Annotated in this window: 19 protein-coding genes; 13 read left to right on the top strand and 6 right to left on the bottom strand. The window is 55.4% G+C overall.

Annotation, left to right across the window (positions count from 1 at the left end):
* Positions 1 to 218 precede the first annotated feature (218 nt).
* Complete coding sequence (locus ACWWFX_RS10745; protein ID WP_473223781.1) at positions 219 to 2,447, top strand: TonB-dependent siderophore receptor; 2,229 nt, start codon at positions 219 to 221, stop codon at positions 2,445 to 2,447.
* A gap of 56 nt (positions 2,448 to 2,503) precedes the next feature.
* Positions 2,504 to 3,157, top strand: coding sequence for an enterobactin synthase subunit EntD (entD, locus tag ACWWFX_RS10740; protein WP_473223780.1), 654 nt, complete (start codon positions 2,504 to 2,506; stop codon positions 3,155 to 3,157).
* 38 nt (positions 3,158 to 3,195) lie between these two features.
* On the opposite strand, the gene ACWWFX_RS10735 is transcribed toward entD, so the two are convergent.
* Together ACWWFX_RS10735 and ACWWFX_RS10730 are read right to left on the bottom strand one after the other, a co-directional pair.
* Positions 3,196 to 4,296 carry an NADH:flavin oxidoreductase/NADH oxidase gene (locus ACWWFX_RS10735; protein ID WP_473223779.1) on the bottom strand — a complete coding sequence of 367 codons (1,101 nt, stop codon included), beginning with the start codon at positions 4,294 to 4,296 and terminating at the stop codon, positions 3,196 to 3,198.
* Positions 4,297 to 4,429: 133 nt separating this feature from the next.
* Entirely contained in the window at positions 4,430 to 5,179 is a 750-nt protein-coding gene (locus tag ACWWFX_RS10730) for an SDR family NAD(P)-dependent oxidoreductase (RefSeq protein ID WP_276218526.1), read from the bottom strand.
* 176 nt (positions 5,180 to 5,355) lie between these two features.
* Here ACWWFX_RS10730 and ACWWFX_RS10725 point away from each other — a divergent pair, with 176 nt between their 5' ends.
* From ACWWFX_RS10725 to ACWWFX_RS10685, 9 genes are all read left to right on the top strand, one after another.
* Positions 5,356 to 6,261 carry a LysR family transcriptional regulator gene (locus tag ACWWFX_RS10725; protein WP_456147366.1) on the top strand — a complete coding sequence of 302 codons (906 nt, stop codon included), beginning with the start codon at positions 5,356 to 5,358 and terminating at the stop codon, positions 6,259 to 6,261.
* Between the two features lie 186 nt (positions 6,262 to 6,447).
* Positions 6,448 to 8,013, top strand: a complete 1,566-nt coding sequence (locus tag ACWWFX_RS10720) for an AbgT family transporter (RefSeq protein ID WP_276218531.1) — start codon at positions 6,448 to 6,450, stop codon at positions 8,011 to 8,013.
* Between the two features lie 307 nt (positions 8,014 to 8,320).
* Complete coding sequence (locus ACWWFX_RS10715) at positions 8,321 to 9,889, top strand: ABC transporter substrate-binding protein (protein WP_473223778.1); 1,569 nt, start codon at positions 8,321 to 8,323, stop codon at positions 9,887 to 9,889.
* Positions 9,890 to 9,965: 76 nt separating this feature from the next.
* Positions 9,966 to 11,003 (top strand): ABC transporter permease, encoded by a 1,038-nt coding sequence (locus ACWWFX_RS10710; protein ID WP_456147364.1) that lies wholly within the window; start codon positions 9,966 to 9,968, stop codon positions 11,001 to 11,003.
* Positions 11,003 to 11,836 carry an ABC transporter permease gene (locus ACWWFX_RS10705; RefSeq protein ID WP_231828246.1) on the top strand — a complete coding sequence of 278 codons (834 nt, stop codon included), beginning with the start codon at positions 11,003 to 11,005 and terminating at the stop codon, positions 11,834 to 11,836. The genes ACWWFX_RS10710 and ACWWFX_RS10705 overlap by 1 nt, the downstream gene beginning before the upstream one ends.
* Entirely contained in the window at positions 11,829 to 12,665 is an 837-nt protein-coding gene (locus ACWWFX_RS10700) for an ABC transporter ATP-binding protein (protein WP_473223777.1), read from the top strand. The genes ACWWFX_RS10705 and ACWWFX_RS10700 overlap by 8 nt, the downstream gene beginning before the upstream one ends.
* A complete protein-coding gene (locus ACWWFX_RS10695) occupies positions 12,652 to 13,353 on the top strand; it encodes an ABC transporter ATP-binding protein (RefSeq protein ID WP_473223776.1) in 702 nt (233 codons plus the stop codon). The genes ACWWFX_RS10700 and ACWWFX_RS10695 overlap by 14 nt, the downstream gene beginning before the upstream one ends.
* A 67-nt stretch (positions 13,354 to 13,420) precedes the next feature.
* The gene (locus tag ACWWFX_RS10690) at positions 13,421 to 14,536 is read left to right on the top strand and encodes a YbdK family carboxylate-amine ligase (RefSeq protein WP_473223775.1); all 1,116 of its coding nucleotides are present in this window, start codon (positions 13,421 to 13,423) and stop codon (positions 14,534 to 14,536) included.
* Positions 14,537 to 14,609: 73 nt separating this feature from the next.
* Positions 14,610 to 15,338 carry a phosphodiester glycosidase family protein gene (locus tag ACWWFX_RS10685; protein WP_473223774.1) on the top strand — a complete coding sequence of 243 codons (729 nt, stop codon included), beginning with the start codon at positions 14,610 to 14,612 and terminating at the stop codon, positions 15,336 to 15,338.
* Between the two features lie 83 nt (positions 15,339 to 15,421).
* On the opposite strand, the gene ACWWFX_RS10680 is transcribed toward ACWWFX_RS10685, so the two are convergent.
* Complete coding sequence (locus ACWWFX_RS10680; protein ID WP_473223856.1) at positions 15,422 to 18,136, bottom strand: cation-transporting P-type ATPase; 2,715 nt, start codon at positions 18,134 to 18,136, stop codon at positions 15,422 to 15,424.
* Between the two features lie 509 nt (positions 18,137 to 18,645).
* Here ACWWFX_RS10680 and ACWWFX_RS10675 point away from each other — a divergent pair.
* Positions 18,646 to 18,891 carry a DUF1158 domain-containing protein gene (locus tag ACWWFX_RS10675; RefSeq protein WP_015965438.1) on the top strand — a complete coding sequence of 82 codons (246 nt, stop codon included), beginning with the start codon at positions 18,646 to 18,648 and terminating at the stop codon, positions 18,889 to 18,891.
* Here the strand turns inward: ACWWFX_RS10675 and ACWWFX_RS10670 are convergent.
* The 3 genes from ACWWFX_RS10670 to ACWWFX_RS10660 form a co-directional block, all read right to left on the bottom strand.
* A complete protein-coding gene (locus tag ACWWFX_RS10670) occupies positions 18,823 to 20,445 on the bottom strand; it encodes an alpha/beta hydrolase (protein WP_473223773.1) in 1,623 nt (540 codons plus the stop codon). The genes ACWWFX_RS10675 and ACWWFX_RS10670 overlap by 69 nt on opposite strands.
* An 88-nt stretch (positions 20,446 to 20,533) precedes the next feature.
* Positions 20,534 to 20,878: a RamA family antibiotic efflux transcriptional regulator gene (locus ACWWFX_RS10665; protein ID WP_015965440.1), complete on the bottom strand. Its 345-nt coding sequence runs from the start codon at positions 20,876 to 20,878 to the stop codon at positions 20,534 to 20,536.
* A gap of 37 nt (positions 20,879 to 20,915) precedes the next feature.
* A complete protein-coding gene (locus tag ACWWFX_RS10660; RefSeq protein WP_473223855.1) occupies positions 20,916 to 22,031 on the bottom strand; it encodes an MBL fold metallo-hydrolase in 1,116 nt (371 codons plus the stop codon).
* Between the two features lie 173 nt (positions 22,032 to 22,204).
* On the opposite strand from ACWWFX_RS10660, the gene ACWWFX_RS10655 reads away from it, so the two are divergent.
* Positions 22,205 to 22,783 carry a TetR/AcrR family transcriptional regulator gene (locus ACWWFX_RS10655; protein WP_276218538.1) on the top strand — a complete coding sequence of 193 codons (579 nt, stop codon included), beginning with the start codon at positions 22,205 to 22,207 and terminating at the stop codon, positions 22,781 to 22,783.
* The last annotated feature ends 112 nt before the right edge of the window (positions 22,784 to 22,895 follow it).

Raw genomic sequence — 22,895 nt, 5'->3', positions numbered from 1 at the left:
CATGTGAAAATCTATTGATAATATTATTGATAACTATTTGCATTTGCAATAACGTATTGGCGCGCAAGAGATGTCTTTCAAAATAAAAGATTAGTCAGGAACCGCTTTCTTCCCCATGGACGGCAGCTTTCGCAGTTCCCTGGCACAACTCATGCCGCCTCTCCTCCCCGTGGGAATGGAGCAAGTGGAGAGAACGGCGAAGAAAAGCAGGATTAGTGATGAATAACAAGATCAAATCCCTGGCCTTACTGGTCAATTTGGGTATCTACGGCGTCGCCTTCCCCCTCAACGCCGCAGAGACCGCCTCCACCAGCGAAACCGAATCAACTGGCGAGACGATGGTCGTCACCGCCGCGCAGCAGAACCTGCAGGCTCCCGGTGTTTCCACCATTACCGCTGACGAAATCCGTAAAAATCCGGTGGCGCGCGATGTGTCTGAAATCATCCGTACCATGCCGGGCGTCAACCTGACCGGTAACTCCACCAGCGGCCAGCGTGGCAACAACCGCCAGATTGATATTCGCGGGATGGGCCCGGAAAACACCCTGATCCTGATTGACGGTAAACCAGTCAGCAGCCGTAACTCTGTTCGTCAGGGTTGGCGCGGCGAGCGTGATACGCGTGGCGATACCAGTTGGGTACCGCCGGAGATGATCGAACGTATTGAAGTCATTCGCGGCCCGGCGGCAGCCCGTTATGGTAACGGCGCAGCGGGCGGCGTGGTGAATATCATCACTAACAAAGGCGGCAACGAGTGGCACGGGTCGTGGGATACCTACTTCAACGTGCCGGAGCACAAAGACGAAGGCTCCACCAAGCGCACCAACTTTAGCCTGAGCGGCCCGATGGGCGGCGATTTCAGCTTCCGTCTGTACGGTAACCTGGATAAGACGCAGGCGGATGCGTGGGATATCAACAAAGGTCATCAGTCTGAACGTACCGGTATTTACTCCAGCACGCTGCCTGCAGGCCGTGAAGGCGTCATCAACAAAGATATCAACGGCCAGGTACGTTGGGACTTTGCGCCGATGCAGTCTCTGGAGTTCGAAGCGGGCTACAGCCGCCAGGGTAACCTCTACGCGGGTGACACCCAAAATACCAACAGCAACCAGTTAGTGAAGGATAATTACGGCAAAGAGACGAACCGTCTTTACCGCCAGAACTACTCTGTAACCTGGAATGGCGGCTGGGATAACGGCGTAACCACCAGCAACTGGGTCCAGTACGAGCACACCCGTAACTCCCGTAAAGGTGAAGGTCTGGCGGGCGGTACGGAAGGGATCTTCTCCACCAACGACTATGTGAATATCGATCTTGCCGATCTGATGTTGCACAGCGAAGTGAGCATTCCGCTCGACCTGCTGGTTAATCAGAACCTGACGCTGGGCACCGAATGGAACCAGCAGCGCATGAAAGATTTAGGTTCTAACACCCAAACCTTTATGGGCGGCGACGTTCCGGGCGCAACCAGCACTAACCGTAGCCCTTATTCGCAGGCTGAGATTTTCTCTCTGTTTGCCGAAGACAACATTGAGCTGACCGACAGCACCATGCTGACGCCAGCGCTGCGTTTCGATCACCATACCATCGTCGGCAACAACTGGAGCCCGTCGCTGAACCTGTCTCAGGGGCTGGGCGATGACTTCACCCTGAAAATGGGTATCGCGCGTGCTTATAAAGCGCCGAGCCTGTATCAGACTAACCCGAACTACATTCTCTACAGTAAAGGTCAGGGTTGCTACGCCAGCGGCGGCGCCTGCTATTTGCAGGGCAATGATGACCTGAAAGCAGAAACCAGCATCAACAAAGAGATTGGTCTGGAGTTCAAACGCGATGGCTGGCTGGCCGGTGTGACCTGGTTCCGTAACGATTACCGCGACAAAATTGAAGCGGGCTACTCTGCGGTTTCCAGCAATGGCAGCGGTACCGATATCTATAAATGGGAAAACGTGCCAAAAGCCGTGGTTGAAGGTCTGGAAGGTACGTTGAATATCCCGGTTAGCGAAACGGTTAACTGGACCAACAACATCACCTACATGCTGCAAAGTAAGAACAAAGAGACGGGCGATCGCCTGTCCATTATTCCGGAGTACACGCTGAACTCAACCCTGAGCTGGCAGGTACATCAGGATGTCTCCTTGCAGTCGACCTTTACCTGGTACGGTAAACAGCAGCCGAAGAAATACAACTATAAAGGGCAACCGGCTACTGGCCCGGAAACTGACGAAGTCAGCCCTTATAGCATCGTTGGCCTGAGCGCGACCTGGGATGTGACCAAAAACGTCAGTCTGACCAGCGGCGTGGATAACGTCTTCGATAAACGCCACTGGCGTGAAGGCAATGCCCAGACCACGGGCGGGGCGACAGGTTATATGTATGGCGCAGGCGCGAATACCTATAACGAATCAGGCCGTACCTGGTTTATGAGCGTCAATACGCACTTCTAAACTTAACGCTGTTCCGTCTTCTCTCCCCTTTGTGGGGAGAGAAGTATGGGGAAAAGATGCAAACCCATCACACGACATTTACCCTCGCAAACTACCTTCTACACCGTATTGATTTTCAGCCTGAAACCTTCACCGACGGCGATTTGCTGTGGTTACCGCATCACGCCGACCTGGCGCATTTCGGCAAAAAACGTCGTATTGAGCATCTTGCCGGGCGGATTGCCGCCGCGTACGCGTTACAATCTTTGGGCCTGAAAGCCATCCCAGGCATAGGTGAACAGCGCCAGCCGCTGTGGCCGGAAGGCATTTTTGGCAGCATCAGCCACAGCGGAAAACGGGCAATCGCCGCCGTGTCCAGGATGCCTGTGGGCATTGATATCGAGCACATCTTCAGCTCGCAGTTAGCCGCCGAAGTGGCGACGCAAATTGCCTCGCCTGCGGAAATTTTTCGCCTGCAAACCAGCGGCCTGCCTTTTGCGATTGCCCTGACGCTGGCGTTCTCTGCCAAAGAGAGCGTCTATAAAGCGTACTCTTCACAGGCGGAACCCTGCCCAGGATTTACGGCGGCTGAGATGACCGCGATTGATGAGAACACGCTTTGTCTGCGCTTAACACCGGCGTTTTCAGCCCAGCTTGCCGGGAAGGAAATCAGCGTGGCTTATGAGGTGAAGGGCGATGAAGTGGTGACCTTCACGGTTACTTCTCTTTAATGAAAGCGCGATACGTTGTCTCGCATCGCGCACCCTGACTATTTAAATAAATGCTTCAGACTGTGTGGCTGGCAGCGAAGATATTGATTCGACGCGCGAACCTGCGCCCCCAGCGCCGCTGCTGCATGCCATGGCCATCTTGGGTTATAAAGTACGCCGCGCGCGAGCCCGATAAAATCAGCATCACCTCCCGCCACGATTGACTCGGCATGTTCTGGCTCGGTAATTAATCCCACCGCGACGACCGGGATGTTAACGGCTGATTTCACCGCCCTGGCCAGCGGAACCTGGTAGCCTGGGAAAACATCAATCTGCTGTTCAGGATGCAAACCACCACTGGAGACATGTATTGCATCTGCCCCGCGTTCTTCCAGCAGTCTGGAGAATGCTACTGCCTCGTCAATATTGAACCCGCCCTCGACCCAGTCGGTTGCCGAGATGCGCACGCTGATTGCTTTGTCCGCCGGGAATGCGGCGCGAACGACGTCAAAAATCTCCAGCGGGAATCGGACTCTATTCTCAAAAGAGCCGCCGTAATTGTCCGTTCGGTTGTTCGACAGCGGCGATAAAAATTGATGCAGCAGATAGCCGTGCGCAGCGTGTATCTGGATAAGATCCACATTCAGCCGGGCCGCGCGTTTCGCTGCCTGCGCAAATTGCTGACGCACGCTTTCTAAGCCTTCGCTATCCAGTGCCGCAGGCGTCGAATGTCCCTCGTTGTAGGGAATCGCGGAGGGCGCGACGGTCTGCCAACCGCCCTCTTCATTGGGCGCGAGTGGCCCTTTTTGCTCCCACGGTTTGGACGTGGACGCTTTCCTTCCCGCATGGGCCAGCTGTATTGCGATAGGCATATCTGACCACTGGCGAATGGAGGCTATCACCCGGCCCATGGCTTCTTCACAACGATCGTCATACAGACCAACATCCGCAAACGTAATACGCCCTTCGGGAGAAACGGAGGTTGCTTCAATGGTCAGTAGCCCCGCGCCAGACTGCGCCAGTTGACCCAGATGCTGTACATGCCAGTCATTCATGCAGCCATCCGTTGCCGAATACTGGCACATAGGAGCAATCACGATGCGATTATCAAGTTCAAGGTTTCGAATGCGGAAAGGGGTAAACAGCTTAGGTTGCGACATACCTTTTTCTCCAGAGGATGACTGTGGGATTTCAAAACAATTATGTATGCCATCCACTGTACGCCAGAAAAAGCCGGGAAGCCCATTTTACGACATCATCAGGGGCAAGAATCTTCCCGGCAACTTTCATCAGCTATATCTGCGCCAACCCGCCATCAACATAAATCTCTGCGGCATTGATGAAGCTCGCGTCGTCGGAGGCAAGGAAAACCACCGCTTTGCCGACCTCTTCCGGTTCGCCCAGTCGCCCTAACGGCACCTCGGCCGCCAGTGCGTCAAATAGCCCCTGGCGATGCTCCTCGGGCACCAGGCCGCCAAGACCCGGCGTGCGAATGGGGCCAGGGCTGACCACATTGATCCGGATGCCGCTATCTTTCAGGTCGAGCGCCCACGAACGGACCAGGCTACGTAACGCGGCTTTACTTGCGCTGTACACGCTAAAGTTCGCAGTGCCTTTCACCGCCGCCGTCGAGCCCGTAAGGATAACGGAAGAGCCCTTACGCAACAGCGGCAACGCTTTTTGCACAGTAAACAGCACACCGCGCACATTGGTGCCGAAGATGCGGTCAAAATGCGCTTCGGTTATCTGCCCCAGCGGCAGCATGTCACCGCCCCCGGCATTGGCAAACAGCACATCCAGCCGTCCTGATTCGCTGGCAATCGTCGAGAATACGGTATCAAGATCGTTTAAATTAGACGCGTCGGCGCGAATGCCTTTTGCGGAAGGGCCAATTAACGCCACCGCCGCATCAAGTTCTTCACGGCGTCTGCCGGTGATATACACCGTTGCGCCCTGCTCAGCCAGCGCCTGCGCTGCGGCCAGGCCAATACCGGTGCTTCCCCCGGTGACTAACGCAATTTTATCCGCCAGTTTTTTACTCATGGTGCACTTCCTTAACTAAAGTTTAAATATGTCAGGTGAGTCATCGACTTAGCGCAACGACCCGGTTGCTAAGCTCGTGAGTACTGTAATCGCACTCACTCAGGCGGAAAAACAGGGCAAATAAGAAAACACTCTTCACAGGGGTGAATAATGGCGATGCAGAGTCAGGAATAATAATGGACCGATTTTTAGCGCTTAACGTTTTTATCCGCGTGGTCGAAGCTAACAGTTTTACGCGTGCCGCCGACTCGCTGAATATGCCCAACGCGACAATTAGCAAAACGATTCAACAGCTGGAATCGCACCTGGGCATTCGCCTGCTGCAACGGACGACACGGCGTATTACGGTCACGCCTGAAGGTGAGGCGTATTATGAAAAAGCGAGGGAGATCCTTAATGCGCTGGAAGAGGTCGATGCCGCATTTAAGACATCGACAAACAATATTAAAGGTCATCTGCGAATTGCTATTGGCGGCTCCACCGCCCGGGATGTCCTGATTCCGCTGCTGGCCGATTTTATGGCGACCTATCCCGATATTCGCATTGACCTGGTCGTGGCGGATAAACCCTCAGATCTTATTAGCGGTAATATTGACTGCGCAATCCGGGGCGGCGCGCTGGAAGACTCAACGCTGATCGCCCGTAAAATAGGTGAAGCGACGTTGATCACCTGCGCCACACCCGATTACCTTCGGCGCTACGGCACGCCTGCCTATCCTGATGAACTCAAAAACGGGCATCGCCTGATTAGCTACCTTTCCCCCGCCAGCGGCCGCGCATTTCCTTTTCGCTTTAAGCACAACGACATCTTGACCGAGATGAAAACGGAGCATCACCTGGGCATCAACGAAAGCAACGCGCACATTGCCGCCGTCGAGGCGGGGTTAGGCATTATCCAGACGTTCACCTATTCACTGAGAAATCAGCTCGCCAGCGGTGAAGTCGTGGAGATCCTCCGTCCCTGGCGACCCGCTTCGTATCCCTTTTATGTGGTGTATGCGCAAAACCGGCACCTTCCTCATCGGCTGCGGGTGTTTGTCGAGTGGCTGAATGACGCGTTTCCGGGGGCGGTAAAGGAATAGATCACTCGATCACACCGAGCAAACCACCAACAATTACCGAATAATCAGCATAGTGAGTAAATAAATCAGACATTCGTCGAGTTTTTGTGGGCAAAAAAGATAGTTTAGCCGCGCAATTACCCCTATCATCCCCGATGATACATTCAGACAAATTATGAAACACTTTGTCAGTGTTAAGGGAAGCGAATGAGTACACACACCACAACACCAGGGAACGGGGCCGGTGAAAGCCGTCTGATGAGCGGTTTCCTCAATGCGATTGAACGCGCCGGGAATAAACTTCCTGAACCGGCGCTGATCTTTTTCTACTTTTTACTGGTCGTGATGGGGCTGTCAGCCGTCCTGTCGTTAATGACCTTTGATGTCGTCAATCCCATGACGCAGGAGACCGTTCAGGTCAACAACCTGCTCTCTGCCGAAGCACTCACCAACACGCTGGCCAATATGGTGACGACGTTCACCACCTTCGCCCCGCTCGGTATTGTGCTGGTGGCGATGCTCGGCGTCGGCGTAGCGGAAAGCTCCGGCTTTATTAACGTGGGCCTGAAGAAGATGCTGCGCGTAACGCCAAAGAAACTGCTGACGCCGATGCTGATTTTTGTCGCGATGTTCAGCCACGTGGCGGCGGATGCGGGCTATGTGCTGGTGATCCCACTGGGCGCAATTATCTTTATGTCCGCCGGGCGTCACCCGCTGGTCGGGATCGCCGCAGCGTTCTCGGGCGTCTCGGGCGGGTTTGCCGCTAACATGGTGCCCACCGGAAACGATGCGCTGTTGCAGGGCTTTACCCAGGCCGCAGCACAACTGCTCGACAGCACCTATACCGTCAACACCCTGTGTAACCTCTTCTTCGGGATTGCCTCTTCGATTCTGATTACCCTGGTCGGCTGGTGGGTCACCGAGCGCATCGTTGAGCCGCGCGTCAGCAAAATGACCATCGACGGCGATTATAAACATGAAGAAGATATGTCCAGCGTCTCAGAAAAAGAGAGCCGCGCCTTTAATCGCGCGTCGCTGGTGATGCTGCTGGGCCTCGCGGCGCTGGCGGCAGCGGCCTGGCCGGAAGGCTCGATGCTGCGCGGGACCGACGGATCGCTCACCTCTTACAGCGCGCCCATTATGAAATCCATCGTGCCGCTGATTTTCCTTATCTTCATTCTGCCGGGGATTGTGTACGGCTTTGCATCCGGCACCTTTAAAACCGGGAAAGATGTCATCGCGTCGATGAATGACTCGATGAGTAAAATGGGCTCATACATGGTGATGGCGTTCTTCTGCGCCATGTTTATTAAAGCGTTCAGCGACTCGAACATTGGCACACTGCTGGCGCTGGTCGGCGCGGATGGCCTGAAAGCGATGGAGCTGCCGGGCGAAGCGACGATTATCGGCATGATCCTGCTGACCGCCGCCGTGAACCTGCTGATTGGTTCCGCCTCGGCCAAATGGGGCCTGTTATCACCGATTATGGTGCCGATGCTGATGGCCGTGGGGATCTCACCGGAACTGACCCAGGCAGCGTTTCGTATCGGCGATTCCAGCACCAATATTATCACCCCGCTGATGGTCTTCTTCCCGCTGGTGGTGGTCTATTGCCAGCGCTATGTGAAAGGCGCGGGCGTCGGCACGCTGGTATCAATGATGATGCCTTACTCCATCGCCTTCTTTATTAGCTGGAGCTTGTTCCTGCTGGCCTGGTGGGGGCTGGGGATGCCGCTCGGCGTCGCCGCGCCGTATACCTGGAGCGCCGGTTAACCGCAACATTGCCTGATGCGCTGCGCTTATCAGGCCTACAAGGTTTCTGCAACACACTGAGTTTCAGCGATTTTGTAGGTCGGATAAGGCGTTTACGCCGCATCCGGCAAGAACAAAGCGCACGCTGTCAGCAATCTGAAGGGCGCATTGTGCGCCCTTTTTAATGTCCCTGTTGTCTATTTTCCTCTCTTACTCACATAAGCTCATTTTTCTCTAAGTTAATCTTAATTATGACTTTACGGGAAAATAGTCTCGGCGCTAAGGTGGCGGGATAACATCATAAAATACGTTTTCACAGGGATTGATCATGGTTAAAAAATTACTGCCACTGCTGGTGCTGACTGCACTGACCGCCAACGTTCACGCCGCTACGCCACCCGATACGCTGATTGTGGCGCAAGGGCTGGATGATATTGTCAGCCTTGATCCGGCAGAAGCGAACGAGCTTTCCAGCATCCAAACCGTGCCGAGTATTTATCAACGTCTGGTGCAGCCAGACCGCGATAACCCGGAAAAAGTAACCCCCGTTCTGGCCGAAAGCTGGCAGGCCGATCCGGCAGCGAAAACGCTGACCATCAAGCTGAAAAGCGACGCTAAGTTTGCATCCGGCAACCCGGTTCGCCCGGAAGATATTATTTTCTCCTACAGCCGCGCGGTGACTCTCAATAAATCCCCGGCATTTATCCTCAATGTACTGGGCTGGCAGGCGGACAATATTGCCAGCCAGGTGAAAAAAGTGGATGACCACACGGTGCTACTGCACTGGACGGCAGATGTCAGCCCGGCAGTAGCACTGAATATTATCTCTACACCAATCGCTTCAATCGTCGATGAAAAGCTGGTGTCTGCCAATGTGAAAGACGGTGATTTCGGTAACGCCTGGCTGAAAATGCACTCTGCGGGCAGCGGCGCGTACAAAATGCGCGTCTATCAACCACATCAGGCCATTGTGCTGGCGGCGAACCCGGGCTCACCTGCCGGGGCGCCAAAACTGGCGAACGTGATTATCAAAAACGTGCCGGACCCCGCGTCGCGTCGCCTGCTTATCCAGCAGGGTGATGCGGATATCGCTCGCGATCTCGGGGCGGATAACATTAACGCGCTGTCAGGCAAACCAGGCGTCAAAATTATCAGTATCCCGTCCGCTGAACAGAACTATCTGGCGTTTAACACCGCCAACAGCGCCAATCCGCTGCTTAACAACCCGGCGCTGTGGGAAGCATCACGCTGGCTGGTCGATTACGAAGGTATCACCAAAGATCTGCTTAAAGGACAGTACTTTATTCACCAGAGCTTCCTGCCTGTCGGCTTCCCGGGCGCACTGGAAACGCAGCCGTTCAAATTTGACCCGGCAAAAGCGAAAGCGATCCTTGCCAAAGCAGGGATCAAAGACGCCCACTTCACGCTGGATGTAGAGAACAAGCCGCCGTTTATTACCATCGCCCAGTCCATGCAGGCAAGCTTTGCGCAGGGCGGCATTAAGATTGACCTGCTACCTGCCGCAGGCAGCCAGGTTTACGCCCGCGTGCGTGCGCATCAGCATCAGGCCGCCATCCGCATGTGGCTACCTGACTACTTTGATGCGCACTCCAATGCCAGCTCCTTCGCCTGGAATGACGGTAAATCGAGCACCGTAGCAGGCCTGAATGGCTGGAAAAATCCCGAACTAAACAAAGCCACGCTGGCTGCGGTAGCGGAACCCGACCCGGCTAAACGTCTTGATCTGTATAAAAAAATGCAGGAAGAGCTGCAACATAACTCCCCTTATGTTTTCGTCGATCAGGGGAAAACGCAGATTGTGGTACGGGATAACGTGAAAGGCTATCAGCAGGGTCTGAACGCCGATATGGTCTGGTACGATCGCATTACCAAGTAACAACCTGTCCTGATGCGGGCCCGGTGGCCGTGAATCTGCCGGGCCTTCTGCTGATGAATTACAATACGGAATCGTCATGTCTGTCGTTTCTCCCAACAGAACAAAAAGCGCGCTGATTGCGTTATCTCAGGGGCTTCTCACCCTGTGCCTGACGCTCTTCGGTTTACTGCTGATCACTTTCGCCCTGTCGGCCCTTTCGCCGGTGGATCGGGTTTTGCAAATCGTCGGCGATCACGCCAGCCAGTCAACGTACGATCAAATGCGCCACCAGCTCGGGCTCGATCAACCTTTAGTGATCCAGTTCTGGCACTACCTGGTGAATCTGGCTCATGGCGACCTTGGCATCGCCAGTTCAACCGGGCAACCGGTATTGCACGATTTGCTCTCGGTTTTCCCCGCCACGCTTGAGCTGGCCACACTGGCGCTGATTGTTGGCGCCCTACTCGGCGTGGTCGCGGGCGTGCTTTGCGCCCGCTATGCCGGTTCACCGTGGGACCTGGCGGTTCGCACCTTCACCCTGCTGGGGAATTCTGTACCCATTTTTTGGCTCGGCCTGCTGATGCTGGCGTTGTTTTATGCGCGGCTACAGTGGAGCGTCGGGCCGGGACGGCTGGACGATATTTATCAATATACCGTTGAGCCTCGTACCGGGTTCGCGCTCATTGACACTGCTCTTTCCGGCGATGCAGGCGCGTTTAAAAATGCATTAAGCCACCTGGTGTTGCCGGTCTTGCTGCTGGCCTATTACGCGCTGGCAAGCATTACGCGTTTAACCCGCTCCGCCTGTCTTAGCGAAATGAACAAAGAGTACATTTTGCTGGCGCGCGCAAAAGGTGCGGGTGAGATGACCATTTTACTGCGCCACGTTCTGCCCAATATTCGCGGGACATTGCTGACCGTTATCGCCCTCGCCTGGACCAGCATGCTGGAAGGTGCCGTGTTAACTGAGACGGTTTTCTCCTGGCCAGGTATTGGTCGCTATCTCACCACTGCACTTTTCGCGGGCGACGCCACGGCGATTATGGGCGGTACGCTGCTGATTGGCGTCTGCTTTGTGTTAATTAACAATCTTACGGACCTGCTGGTGCGCCTGACTGACCCGAGGATTCGCTAATGCCGCTGACTCGTTTTTTGCGCCGTCTGCGCCGTTCGCCTGCCGCTTTTGCCGGGCTGATTATTATCGTTTTACTACTGCTAACGGCGCTATTTGCCCCGTGGCTGGCACCTTTCGATCCAAACTGGCAGGATGCCGCCGCACGCTTACAGGCGCCGTCCGCGCAGCACTGGCTGGGAACGGACAGTTACGGGCGCGATCTCCTTTCGCGCCTGATTTACGGTAGCCGCCCTGCGCTGGGCCTGGTGGCGCTGGTTACCGCCATTACGCTTCCGCTTGGGTTGTTGGTGGGCATTCTTTCCGGCTATTACGGCGGCTGGCTGGAGCGTATTCTGATGCGCATTACGGACATCGTTATGTCAATGCCGAGGCTGATTCTGGCTTTTGCGTTCGTCGCCATGCTGGGGCCGGGGCTGGTGAATGGCGCACTGGCGCTGGCGCTCACCACCTGGCCGGCTTACGCGCGTCAGGCACGAACGGAAATACAGCGTCTGCGTCACAGTGATTACCTCGCCGCCGCCGAAATGATGGGCATTCGCGGCGGACGCTTGCTGTTTGGCCATATCCTGCCACTGTGTCTTCCTTCCGCGATTGTGCGTCTGGCCCTTGATTTAGCCGGGATAATTTTGGCCGCAGCGGGGTTAGGTTTCCTCGGGCTGGGCGCTCGCCCGCCCATGTCGGAATGGGGAGCCATGATTGCCGACGGCATGCAGGTTATTTTCGACCAGTGGTGGGTTGCCGCCGCGCCCGGTGCCATTATTTTACTGGCAAGCCTGGCGTTTAATCTGCTGGGTGATGGATTACGCGATATTCTGGAGCCGCAACATGATTGAACAACGCCTGAATGTTCAGGGATTAACCATCGACTACCCCGGTGCCCGCGTGTTGAATAACGTCAGTTTTTCCGTTGGTAATGAACGCCTTGCACTGGTGGGCGAGTCGGGTTCCGGTAAATCGATGACCGCCCGCGCGCTGATGGGGCTGGTGCGCCAGCCGGGGCGAATTCAGGCGGATACGTTACATGTGCTCGGGCATAATCTGCTGGATCTCAACGCGCGCGGTTGGCGACATCTGCGCGGCAATGACATTGCGATGGTGCTTCAGGATCCGCGCTACGCGCTGAATCCGGTAAAAACGATTTATGCTCAAGTTGAAGAAGCGCTAACCCTGCATCAATCACTCAGCCGACGTCTGCGGCGTGAGAAAATCCATGAGGCCATCCGCGCGGTGGGGCTGGATGACAGCGTACTCAACCGTTATCCCGGAGAGCTTTCCGGCGGAATGGGTCAGCGCGTCATGATTGCTATTGCCTTAATTAATGACCCCAAGGTCCTGATTGCCGATGAACCTACCTCTGCGCTGGATGCGCGCCTGCGCAATCAAATCCTCGAGCTTCTGGTGGAACAGTGTGAACAACGGCAAATGGCGATGCTACTGATTAGCCACGATCTGCCGCTGGTGGCTGAACATTGCCAGCGTGTGTTGGTGATGTATCAGGGCGAAAAAATAGATGAGCTGGAAGCCAGAGAGCTCCCGCATGCGACGCATCCCTATACCCGTACGCTCTGGACCTGTCGCCCGAATGCGCAGACCTATGGCCAGATGTTACCCACGCTGGATCGCAGCGCTTTGCTGAAGGAACAGACCCATGTCGATCGTTGATATTCACGATGTTCAGGTGAAATTTAGCGCAAAAACCGCCGTTAGCGCCGCCACTTTCAGCGTCGAGGCCGGTGAAACCTTCAGCCTGATTGGCGAGTCGGGCTGCGGGAAATCCACTCTTCTGCGCGTCATTGCCGGGTTGCAACGCGAATGGCACGGTCGCGTCTCGTTATTCGAAACCACCATCACGCCAGGACAACTTTTTCAGGGGATATTGCGGCGTAATGTCCAAATGGTTTTTCAGGACCCTTACGCCTCGTTACATCCCAACCACACAATCTATCGCACGCTTGCCGAACCATTGCAAATCCACGGTGAAACGCAACCAGACACGCAGGTCAGCACCGCGCTGATGCAGGTGGGTTTACCCGCCGATGCAGCTACGCGCTATCCGCATCAACTTTCTGGAGGCCAGCGCCAGCGTGTCGCCATCGCACGCGCCCTGTTACTTCGTCCACAGCTTCTCCTGCTGGATGAACCTACTTCGGCGCTGGATATGTCGATTCAGGCGGAGATCCTCAATCTGCTGAATCGCCTGAAAAAAGCGCATGGGTTAACCTATTTACTGGTGAGCCACGATGCCGATGTAATAGCGCATATGTCCGATCGCGCGGCGTTTATGGCGGACGGTGTGATTCAGCGATTTTACGATCGCCCGGCCCTGCAAAACGGCGAACACAGAATGTAAAGGTCAGCCAGGCGCAAGATTTTTCGCCACCTATACTAAAGGCACCAGTCACCACCGTGAGACGACTATGCCTTTACCTGACTTTCATGTTTCTGCGCCTTTTACGCTCGGCATTGAGCTCGAGCTTCAGGTCATTAACCCGCCAGGTTACGATCTTTGCCAGGACTCTTCCGCCCTGATTGCCGCCGCCAGTCGCGGTGTGACGCAGGGGGAAATCAAGCATGACATCACTAATAGCATGCTGGAGGTGGCAACGGGCGTGTGCGACGATATCCACCAGGCCGCCACCCAGCTTGCCGCCATCCAGCGCGCCGTGCTACGCGCGGCGTCAGAACAGCATGTCAAAATTTGCGGCGGTGGGACGCATCCGTTCCAGCGCTGGCAAAGTCAGGAAGTCGGGGATAATCCCCGTTATCAACATACCCTGGAAGCCTATGGGTACCTTGCCCGCCAGGCGACGGTGTTTGGTCAACACGTGCATATTGGCTGCACCAACGGTGACGACGCGCTTTATCTGCTGCATGGCCTTTCGCGGTACGTTCCACATCTGATTGCGCTCAGCGCCGCATCGCCCTATCTGCAGGGTGCCGACAGCAGCTTCGCCTGCGCGCGGCTCAATATTTTCTCGGCTTTTCCCGATAACGGCCCCATGCCCTGGGCAGCAAACTGGCAGGAGTTTACCCGGCTGTTTCGCCAGCTCAGCTATACCAGCATGGTCGAAAGAATTAAAGATTTGCACTGGGATATTCGCCCCAGCCCGCATTTTGGCACGGTGGAGGTGCGCGTCATGGATACGCCGCTCACTCTCGGCCATGCGGTCAACATGGCCGGTCTGATTCAGGCGCTGGCGCACTGGTTACTTGAAAAACGGCCACATAAACCTGGCCCGCAGGATTACCTGCTGTATAAATTCAATCGCTTCCAGGCCTGCCGTTATGGTCTACAGGGTGTGGTCACCGACGTGACCAGCGGCGAGCAACACACCATCGCCCATGAACTGGAGACGCTGCTGGAACAGTTGCAACCGTATGCCGATCAACACCGTGGCGGAAGCGCGCTCGAAGAACTGGCGCTGATGGTGAAACATGGGAAAAGCGAAGCCCAGCGCATGCGCGAGTTCATCGCCGGTGGCGGCTCGCTGATAACCCTGGTACAACAGCACTGCGACACCTGGGCGGCGTAAGCACAGAAAGCCTTTGCATGAGCGGGATTACGCGCTATTTTGCCCTCCCGCTCATCGCACAAGGAAAGAAGATATGATGCGTCTTTGGCTGTTGTCCGCCCTGCTGCTTCCACTTACGCCTTTCGCCCACGCCGCCTGCACGCTGACCGACCCATCTCTTCAGGTACAAAGCTATGAAGTCGATCTACAGCAAGAAAACATCACCCTGCGCTGGAAAAAACCGGACGGCAAAGCCTGGGGCTCGCTCTATTCGCTGCTGGCAGATATCAACGGCAACGGGCAGGTGCTGATGGCGATGAACGGCGGGATTTATGGCAAAGATTATGCGCCGCTGGGGCTCTATATCGAAAAGGGAAAAAAGCTCGCGCCGATTAATCGCGCATCCGGCGGCGGCAACTTCTTTATTCGCCCGGGCGGCGTGTTTTATCTCAAGGATCGGAAAGCGGGCATTGTGACCCTCGATGCGCTGAAAAGCACCAAAGGCATGGATTACGCAGTGCAGTCCGGCCCGATGCTGATTGATAACGGCACTATCAACTGGCGTCTGAAACCGTCGGCCAGTTCGAGAAAATTACGTAATGCGGTGGGCATTAACCGTCAGGGTCGCGTGGTGTTTATGCTGAGCGCCAAAGAAACCAATTTTTATGATTTCGCCTGCTATGCCCGGTCGAAACTGGATATCCGGCAGATGCTGTACCTTGATGGCACCATTTCGAAGATGTATCAGAAGGGAAGTTCGGTACCGTGGCAGTATCATCCGTTTGTCACGATGATTACGGTGGAGAGGAAAACGTCGTCCTGAAAGATGCCGGATGGCGGCTACGCCTTATCCGGCCTACAAGTGAGTAGGCCCGGTAAGCGAAGCGCCACCGGGCATTTTTTCAATTAAGCAGCTTTGCGGAATCTGCGCGTCAGGCGCTTCTCAATCTCGACGATGAAGAACATCACCGCACCCATTGCCAACGTCACGAACCAGTAGCGAGCAGGCAGCGCTTCGGTACCGAACATCATCTGCATCACCGGCAGATAGATAATCGCCAGCTGGAGCAGCAACAGAACCCCCGTCACCATCCAGATACCTTTGTTCTTCAGCAGGCCGCGGTTGATAGAGAAACCGTCGGTGTTACGGCAGTTAATCATGTACAGCCACTGCGCGGTCACCAGCATCTGCAACAGCACGGTGCGGACAAACTCTGCACTGTGGCCGCGTGGCGCCAGCCAGGCCTCAAGAATGAAGGCGCTGATGGCAATCATCGAGCCGACAAACGCCACACGCCAGACCGCAAACGCATCCATGACGTGCTGGCCAGTTTTACGCGGCGGGCGATTCATCACGTTACGCTCGGCGGCTTCGAAGGCCAGGCCGAAGGAAAGCGTCGTGGAGGTCGCCATGTTCATCCACAAAATCAGCACCGGCGTCAGCGGGATCATATTCCCTGCCAGCAGGGCAATCACCACCAGCAGACCCTGCGCCAGGTTGGTTGGCATAATAAAGAGGATCGTTTTCTTCAGGTTGTCATACACCCGACGCCCCTCTTTGACCGAACTGGCGATGGTCGCGAAGTTATCGTCGGTCAACACCATGTCCGCCGCCTCTTTGGTGACTTCGGTGCCTTTAATCCCCATCGCAATGCCGACGTCAGCCTGACGCAGCGCTGGCGCGTCGTTTACGCCATCACCGGTCATCCCGACCACTTCGCCGTTTTTCTGCAACGCCTTAACCAGACGCAGTTTATGCTCCGGGCTGGTACGGGCAAAGATGTCATACTCCACGGCTGCTTTTGCCAGCTCGTCATCATCCATGTGCTCCAGCTGGTAGCCGGTCATCGCTTCGGTGCTGTTGTGAATGCCCAGCATCTGGCCAATACTCATCGCCGTTTGCGGGTGATCGCCGGTGATCATTTTCACGCGGATCCCCGCCGTCTGGCAGGTGTGGATCGCATCCACCGCTTCCGGGCGCGGCGGGTCCATCATCCCGGCGATACCGAGGAAGATAAGGCCCTGCTGGAGGTCGTTGTGATCCAGCGTGGTCGCGCCGATGTCAGCGGGTTTAATGGCTGCCGCCACCATACGCAGGCCCTGACGGGCAAAGCGCTCCATCTCTGACTCCCAGTAGGTGCGGTCAAACGTCGCCAGGCCACGTGCGGTCTGCTGCTGCTCACACAGTGCAAACAATACATCCGGCGCGCCGGTGACCATCACCCACTCTTCGGCATCCAGCTTGTAGTGCGTTGCCATGTACTTGTACTGTGAATCAAACGGGATCTTCGCTACCAGCTGCGTGGTCACCGGCTCCAGCGACGCTTTCGTTGCCAGTACCTTCAGCGCGCCTTCGGTCGGCCCGCCGGTAATTCCCCAGTGGCCCAGCTCATTGCGTACCAGTTGACTGTCGTTACAGAGATCAATCGTGCGCAGATATTTTTCCAGCACCGTGTAAGGCTGTACTTTTACCGGCTCGTTGCTGCCCTCCAGATAGAGATTTCCGACCGGCTCGTAGCTGTCGCCGTCCACGCGGTAGCAGCTATCGGCGGTGATCACCGCTTTCACGGTCATCTCATTCATGGTCAGGGTGCCCGTTTTATCAGAGCACACCACTGTCATCGCGCCCAGCGTCTCAACGGTTGGCAGCTTACGAATAATCACCCGCTTACGCGCCATCGCCTGTACGCCCAACGAGAGGATAATCGAGATGATCGCCGGTAACCCCTCGGGTACCGCCGCAACAGCCAGGCTAATCAGCGACAGCAGCAATTCGCCCATCGGCATATCGCGCAGCAGGACGCTGAACACGAACAGTACCGCCATCATCGCCAGAATAATGACGAAAATCGCTTTGCCAAGTTTGTCCATCTGCACCAGCAGCGGCGTGCGGTTAGTTTCGACATCAGCCATCATCTGGTTGATACGGCCAAGCTCGGTCGCCTGCCCGGTCGCCACAACTACGCCTACGCCGCCGCCCGCGCTCACGGTGGTGCCCGAGAACAGCATATTGGTGCGATCGCCCAGCGGCAGGTCGCCGGTCAGCGCGTCGGTGTGCTTATCGACAACCGTCGACTCACCGGTGAGAATCGCCTCTTCCACCCGCAGGTTATGCGCTTCAATCAGACGCATATCTGCCGGAATACGGTCGCCCGCGCGCAGCACCACGATATCGCCAGGCACCAGATCGGTGGTCGGGATGGTGGCGTGTTTGCCATCACGGATCACCTGCGCATCGCTGGAGAGCATATTGCGAATGCTTTGCAGCGATTTCTCCGCGTTGCTCTCCTGGATATAACCAATCAGCGCATTGATGACCGTAACGCCGAGAATAACGGCGGTATCCACCCAGTGCCCCATCACCGCCGTCATCACGGCAGCGGCCAGCAGGATGTAGATCAGGACGTCGTTGAAGTGCGCAAGGAAGCGCAGCCACGCGGGCTTACCTTTCTTCTGCGGCAGCGCATTAGGGCCAAGCTTCTGCAAGCGCTCTACGGCCTCGGCCTGGTTGAGGCCTTCCGGCTGGGTTTGCTTTTGCTCAAGGATCTGGGCAATGGTTTGCTGATAAGCCTGCCGGTGGGTGTTACCGCCCGTTGGCGGTATGTTCTGCGGGTTCATCATTTTAGACACGATAAATTTCCTTCTAAATTCCTGTATACGGAAGGCCTGAAATCATTTCTGGCCAAGGCTAAGACGGTTTAATAATTATTAATCCTTGCGGATGAAAAAATTGATCTCACGCAACATTCGCTATCCAATAAAATTCAAAGATGATGCCAGTTGATTTAATAATATTAATATTACAGAATGTTCTTAAACTCAAACTAAACGGAGGTGAATTATGTTCGGAATCTACCGCGGACGCCGCCTGGCGCTGTACATCGCCGCTGCAATCATCGTTGCAACGCTGATCGGCTACAGCACCTATACATTTGTAAAACTACTGGGTTAAACATGACGATTATTTACGTAAATTAGCGTTCGTTTAAACCCAGGAATATTTATTTAATTCATCTACGAATTAATACGTAGTGGTTGTTTTTTATATTTTAAAATATGTTTACCAAGAGTTATTGCGTTATGCCGCCTATTGCCGGAAAATATAGTTTTTAACTTAAGATTAACATCGCATGAAACACCCGCTCGAAACCCTGATTTCTGCCGCCGGTATTTTGCTTATGGCACTGCTCTCGTGCCTGTTGCTACCGGCGCCTTCCCTCGGCTTAACGCTGGCGCAAAAACTGGTCGATACCTTCCATCTGATGGATCTCGACCAGTTCTATACCCTGCTGTTTTGCCTGTGGTTCTTAGTGCTGGGCGCTGTAGAGTACTTTGTTCTGCGTTACGTCTGGCGTCGCTGGTTTGCCGTGCGCTAAGCCGGTTAAATCACGCAGTCCCAGCACCAGCGCTTCACTCCATCCGGCGTAATCGTGGCCGCTGGATGATGCATGAAAACTGACCGGATACCCTTTCTCACGCAGTACCTGCTCAAACGCCAGCGTGTGGCGATAGTTGCCGCCGCCGGGCCCGCTGCTCTCAAACTGCCCGGCCTGTAACCAGAAGCGTAATGGGTAGCGCGGCGATTGCGCATATTGCCTGGCGAGCCAGTTCACCGGTTCGCCTTTCGGCGTCCACCAGTACGAACCTGACAGGCTCAGCACATTGCCAAACAGACGCGGATAGCGCAGTGCCACCCATGAGGAGGCCAACCCTCCGTAGCTCGACCCGGCAAGGATCGTTTTCTGCCGTGTAAGCGTAATGCCCTGTCGTTGCAGGAACGGCACCAGCTCGTGGGCCATAAAATCAGCAAAATGGGGATTAGGCGGCAGCTCTTTTCCGCGTCTTGCGTGGTCCAGGCTATCAATGAAAACAATATTAATCGGCGGCAGCAGATGGCGAGCAATCAGGCTATCCAGCACGTTAGCAGTGCGATACTCATCCTGCCAGTTTTGCCCATCAAACATAAACAGCGTCCAGCGTGCGGGCTGCGCGACGCGGGGGCGATAGATTTTGATTTCGCGGCTATTACCAAGATGGTGGCTGCTCAGCGTATGGCGCGTCAGGCTGCCGTAGCGGATCGGCTGCGCCATACGTTGGGCGGAAAAGTAGCGGGAAGCAGGCAGCGCCAGCAGGGAAAAGCGGTTCCAGCGATCGAGGCTCAATGGGCTCAGCGTCTGCGGGTTGAGCGGGTCCGCCTGCGCGCTGACCTGAATGGCGCGCTGTTGCTCGCGCAAACTCCCCGCGACTTTAGGTACATCCGGGGCGAGTTTGTATTGCATCAGCGTGTCGGCAGGCACGATATAACTGCGAAACCAGACGTCCGACTGCCCTAAGCGAAACAGCGCATCATGATCGCCACCGGGCGAGCCCAGCAGATAAACATTGCTGCGCGCGCCGCGCCACAGAAAAGTCACCCGTTTATGCTGCGCGTCGACGGGCTCTACCATCGGCGTACCTTCCTGCTGGCGAGCCAGCCAGAACGCGTCAGTATTCCCGCCTGCGGCAAGTTCACGTGAGAGTTTTTGTAGCTGCGGGCTGGCGGGCGATTGCTGTTCTTCCACTGCCAGCGCATGAGTTTCATTGATTTGCCACTGGAAATGCCAGGCAGAGCCGGCTTCACCGTGTAATACCAGCGAAGAGGCCTGTTTAACAGGCAGAGAAAACAGCAACATATGCTGCCCGTCCGCCGGGCCACCGGAAACCAGCGTGCGGATGGCCCTATTTTGCTCATCCAGCAATCGGGCATCGGTCACGCCCGATAAGCGCGCCGATACATAATTCTCCCCCAGTGTCGGCAGAGTAAAACAAACCTCGCCGCTGGCATCAAATTTCCCCTTCTGCTCGCCCCGGTTGGGAGAGGTTTCACACTCCATCGCCGAGGCAGGCAGCGCCGTCAGCCCAATCAGTAATCCACTCCACGCCAGTTTCATCGAACACACATTCCCGTTGAAATTTGTTAACAACGCTAATGCAAATGGGAATTGTTTTCAATAGATAGTCACGGGTGGAGATGTTGCACTAATGCATCTGACTACAATAATTCTCCCGACGATACGCCCCCGGCGACTGGTTAAACGTCCGGGTGAAAACGCGGGTAAATGTCTGCTGCGAATCAAAGCCATATTTCAGACAAATATCATACACACGCTGATTGGTCGTCCTCAGCTCCTGCGCCGCCAGGCTGAGTTTGCGCTGGCGAATATAGCGCCCCAGACTCTCGCCTTTGTACTGCAAAAAGAGTCGTTGCAGGTGCCATTTCGAGTAGCCCGCGTGACGTGCGATATCGTCAATGCGAAGCGGTTGGTGCAGGTTGTCATCGATCCACTCAACGATAGTGTCGATAACCTGAGCGGAAATAGTCATGCTTCCCTCTCCTTCTTTTTTTTATTACTGCTGGTGATTATTCCCACCAGGCCCGGAATTGTTGTGTACGGTTGGCTAGCGCTACGGGCTCGCCCTGCATCGGTGTCAGCAGACGATAAGCCTTACCCTTGCTGGCTTGCGCAAGCCGCTTGTACGGGTCATCCCACGTGTGCTTCGCCAGCACAAAGCGCCCGGAGTGGCCCGGCAGCACGGCAGCGGCGTGCAGGTCAACGGCGGCCTGCGCGGTCTCCTCAGGATGCATATGGATGTAGCGCCAGTCCTGGTCATACTGACCATTTTCCAGAATCGCGACATCGACAAAACCAAACTGCTGACCAATTGCTTTGAAGTGCGGCCCATAGCCGGAGTCACCGCTGTAGTAAATTTTTCGCTGCGGCGTGACGAACATAAAGCTGGCCCACAGGGTCTGGTTGCGCTTAATACCGCGCCCGGAGAAATGCCGCGCGGGCAGCACATGCACGCTCAGCGACGGGCTGATTTCAACCTGTTCCTGCCAGTCAGCCTCGGTCACCCGCTCCTCATTCATTCCCCAGTAACGCAGATGCGACCCTACGCCCAGCGGAACCACTGCCCTTTTTACCTTCGGGATCAGCGCCTTAATCGTCGCGTAATCCAGATGGTCGTAATGATCGTGCGAAATGATCAGCAGATCGATTTCCGGCATATTTTGCGCACGCCACGGATAATCCCCGGCAAACGCTTTATTCAGAAACGAAAACGGTGCGGCGTAGCTGCTGAATACCGGATCGATCAGAATGCGTTTCCCGGCCAGTTGCAGGTACCACGACGAATGGCCCAGCCAAACCGTAACGTCTTCCTGCAACGGAATGTTTGCCAGATCGGTAGCGACCATCGGCAACGATTGCGCCGGGCGCGCGTTCTCGCGTTTGACCGTCAGAAACTCCCACCAGGCCACCAGCATGTTTTTGTCGCTGGTAAACCCCGGCGTTGGCAGCTGATTATTGAATACACCGTCGCGGTAGTTTGGCGACGCCTCTACCCGACTTTTCTCCGTACCTTGCGGAGCCTGGCCGAAACCGGCATTCAGAACAAATGGCAGACTCGCTGCGGATGCAATAAGCATGATGACAACCACACTGATGATGAAAGGTTTCATTTCCTGACCAGACAGATGCCTCATCCTGAAGCAGCGTGAAAAACTTGATTATGAGTGAGTAGGCACTCATTATAGAGAGAGGAAGAAAAAATCGTCAAGCCGATTTTCGAATTTTGACCTGCCTCGTTGAAGTGAGGCCGGGTTGCGTGTTTCAATCTCTTCTTTTGTTCGCAGTGAGGTAAAGTGTAGTGGCTCGTCCCAAGAGTGAAGATAAAAAGCAGGCGTTACTGGATGCCGCAACGGTGGCTTTTGCCCAATCCGGCATTGCTGCCTCGACGGCGCTTATCGCCCGCAACGCGGGGGTCGCTGAAGGCACCCTGTTCCGTTATTTTGCCACCAAGGACGATCTGCTTAATGCGCTTTACCTGCATCTGAAATACGACCTTTGCCAGGCGATGATCGCCGGGCTTAGCGAGTCTGAAGCGCCGAAAGAGGTGATTCACAGTATCTGGAACAGTTACATCGACTGGGGCGTGCGTAATCCGGTCGGCAACCGCGCGATGCGTCGTATGTCGATGAGCGAGAAAATTACTGAAGAGACAAAACTGCAGGTGAAAGAGATGTTCCCGGAACTCAACCGCCTGTGCCAGCGTTCGGTGCGCCCGGTTTACCTGTCCGGCGAGTTCGAAACCTTCGGCGACGCGCTGTTCCTTTCGCTGGCGGAAGCCACCATTGAATTCGCCAGCCAGCAGCCCGCGCGTGCGGATAAACTCAAAGCGCTGGGCTTTGAAGCGATGTGGCGCGCACTGGCCGAGGAAAAGCCTTAACGTCATCCGCCAGATAGCGGATTCCCCCATGTTGACAGCACGATATTCTGAAAATTAAAAAGCTGCGGCCATTTCGCCGCAGACTGTTTTATAGTAGACCCTCTTCTCATCA

Source organism: Pseudocitrobacter sp. 2023LY-00077, from assembly GCF_055796175.1.
This window is presented reverse-complemented; position numbering and strand designations above follow the sequence as displayed.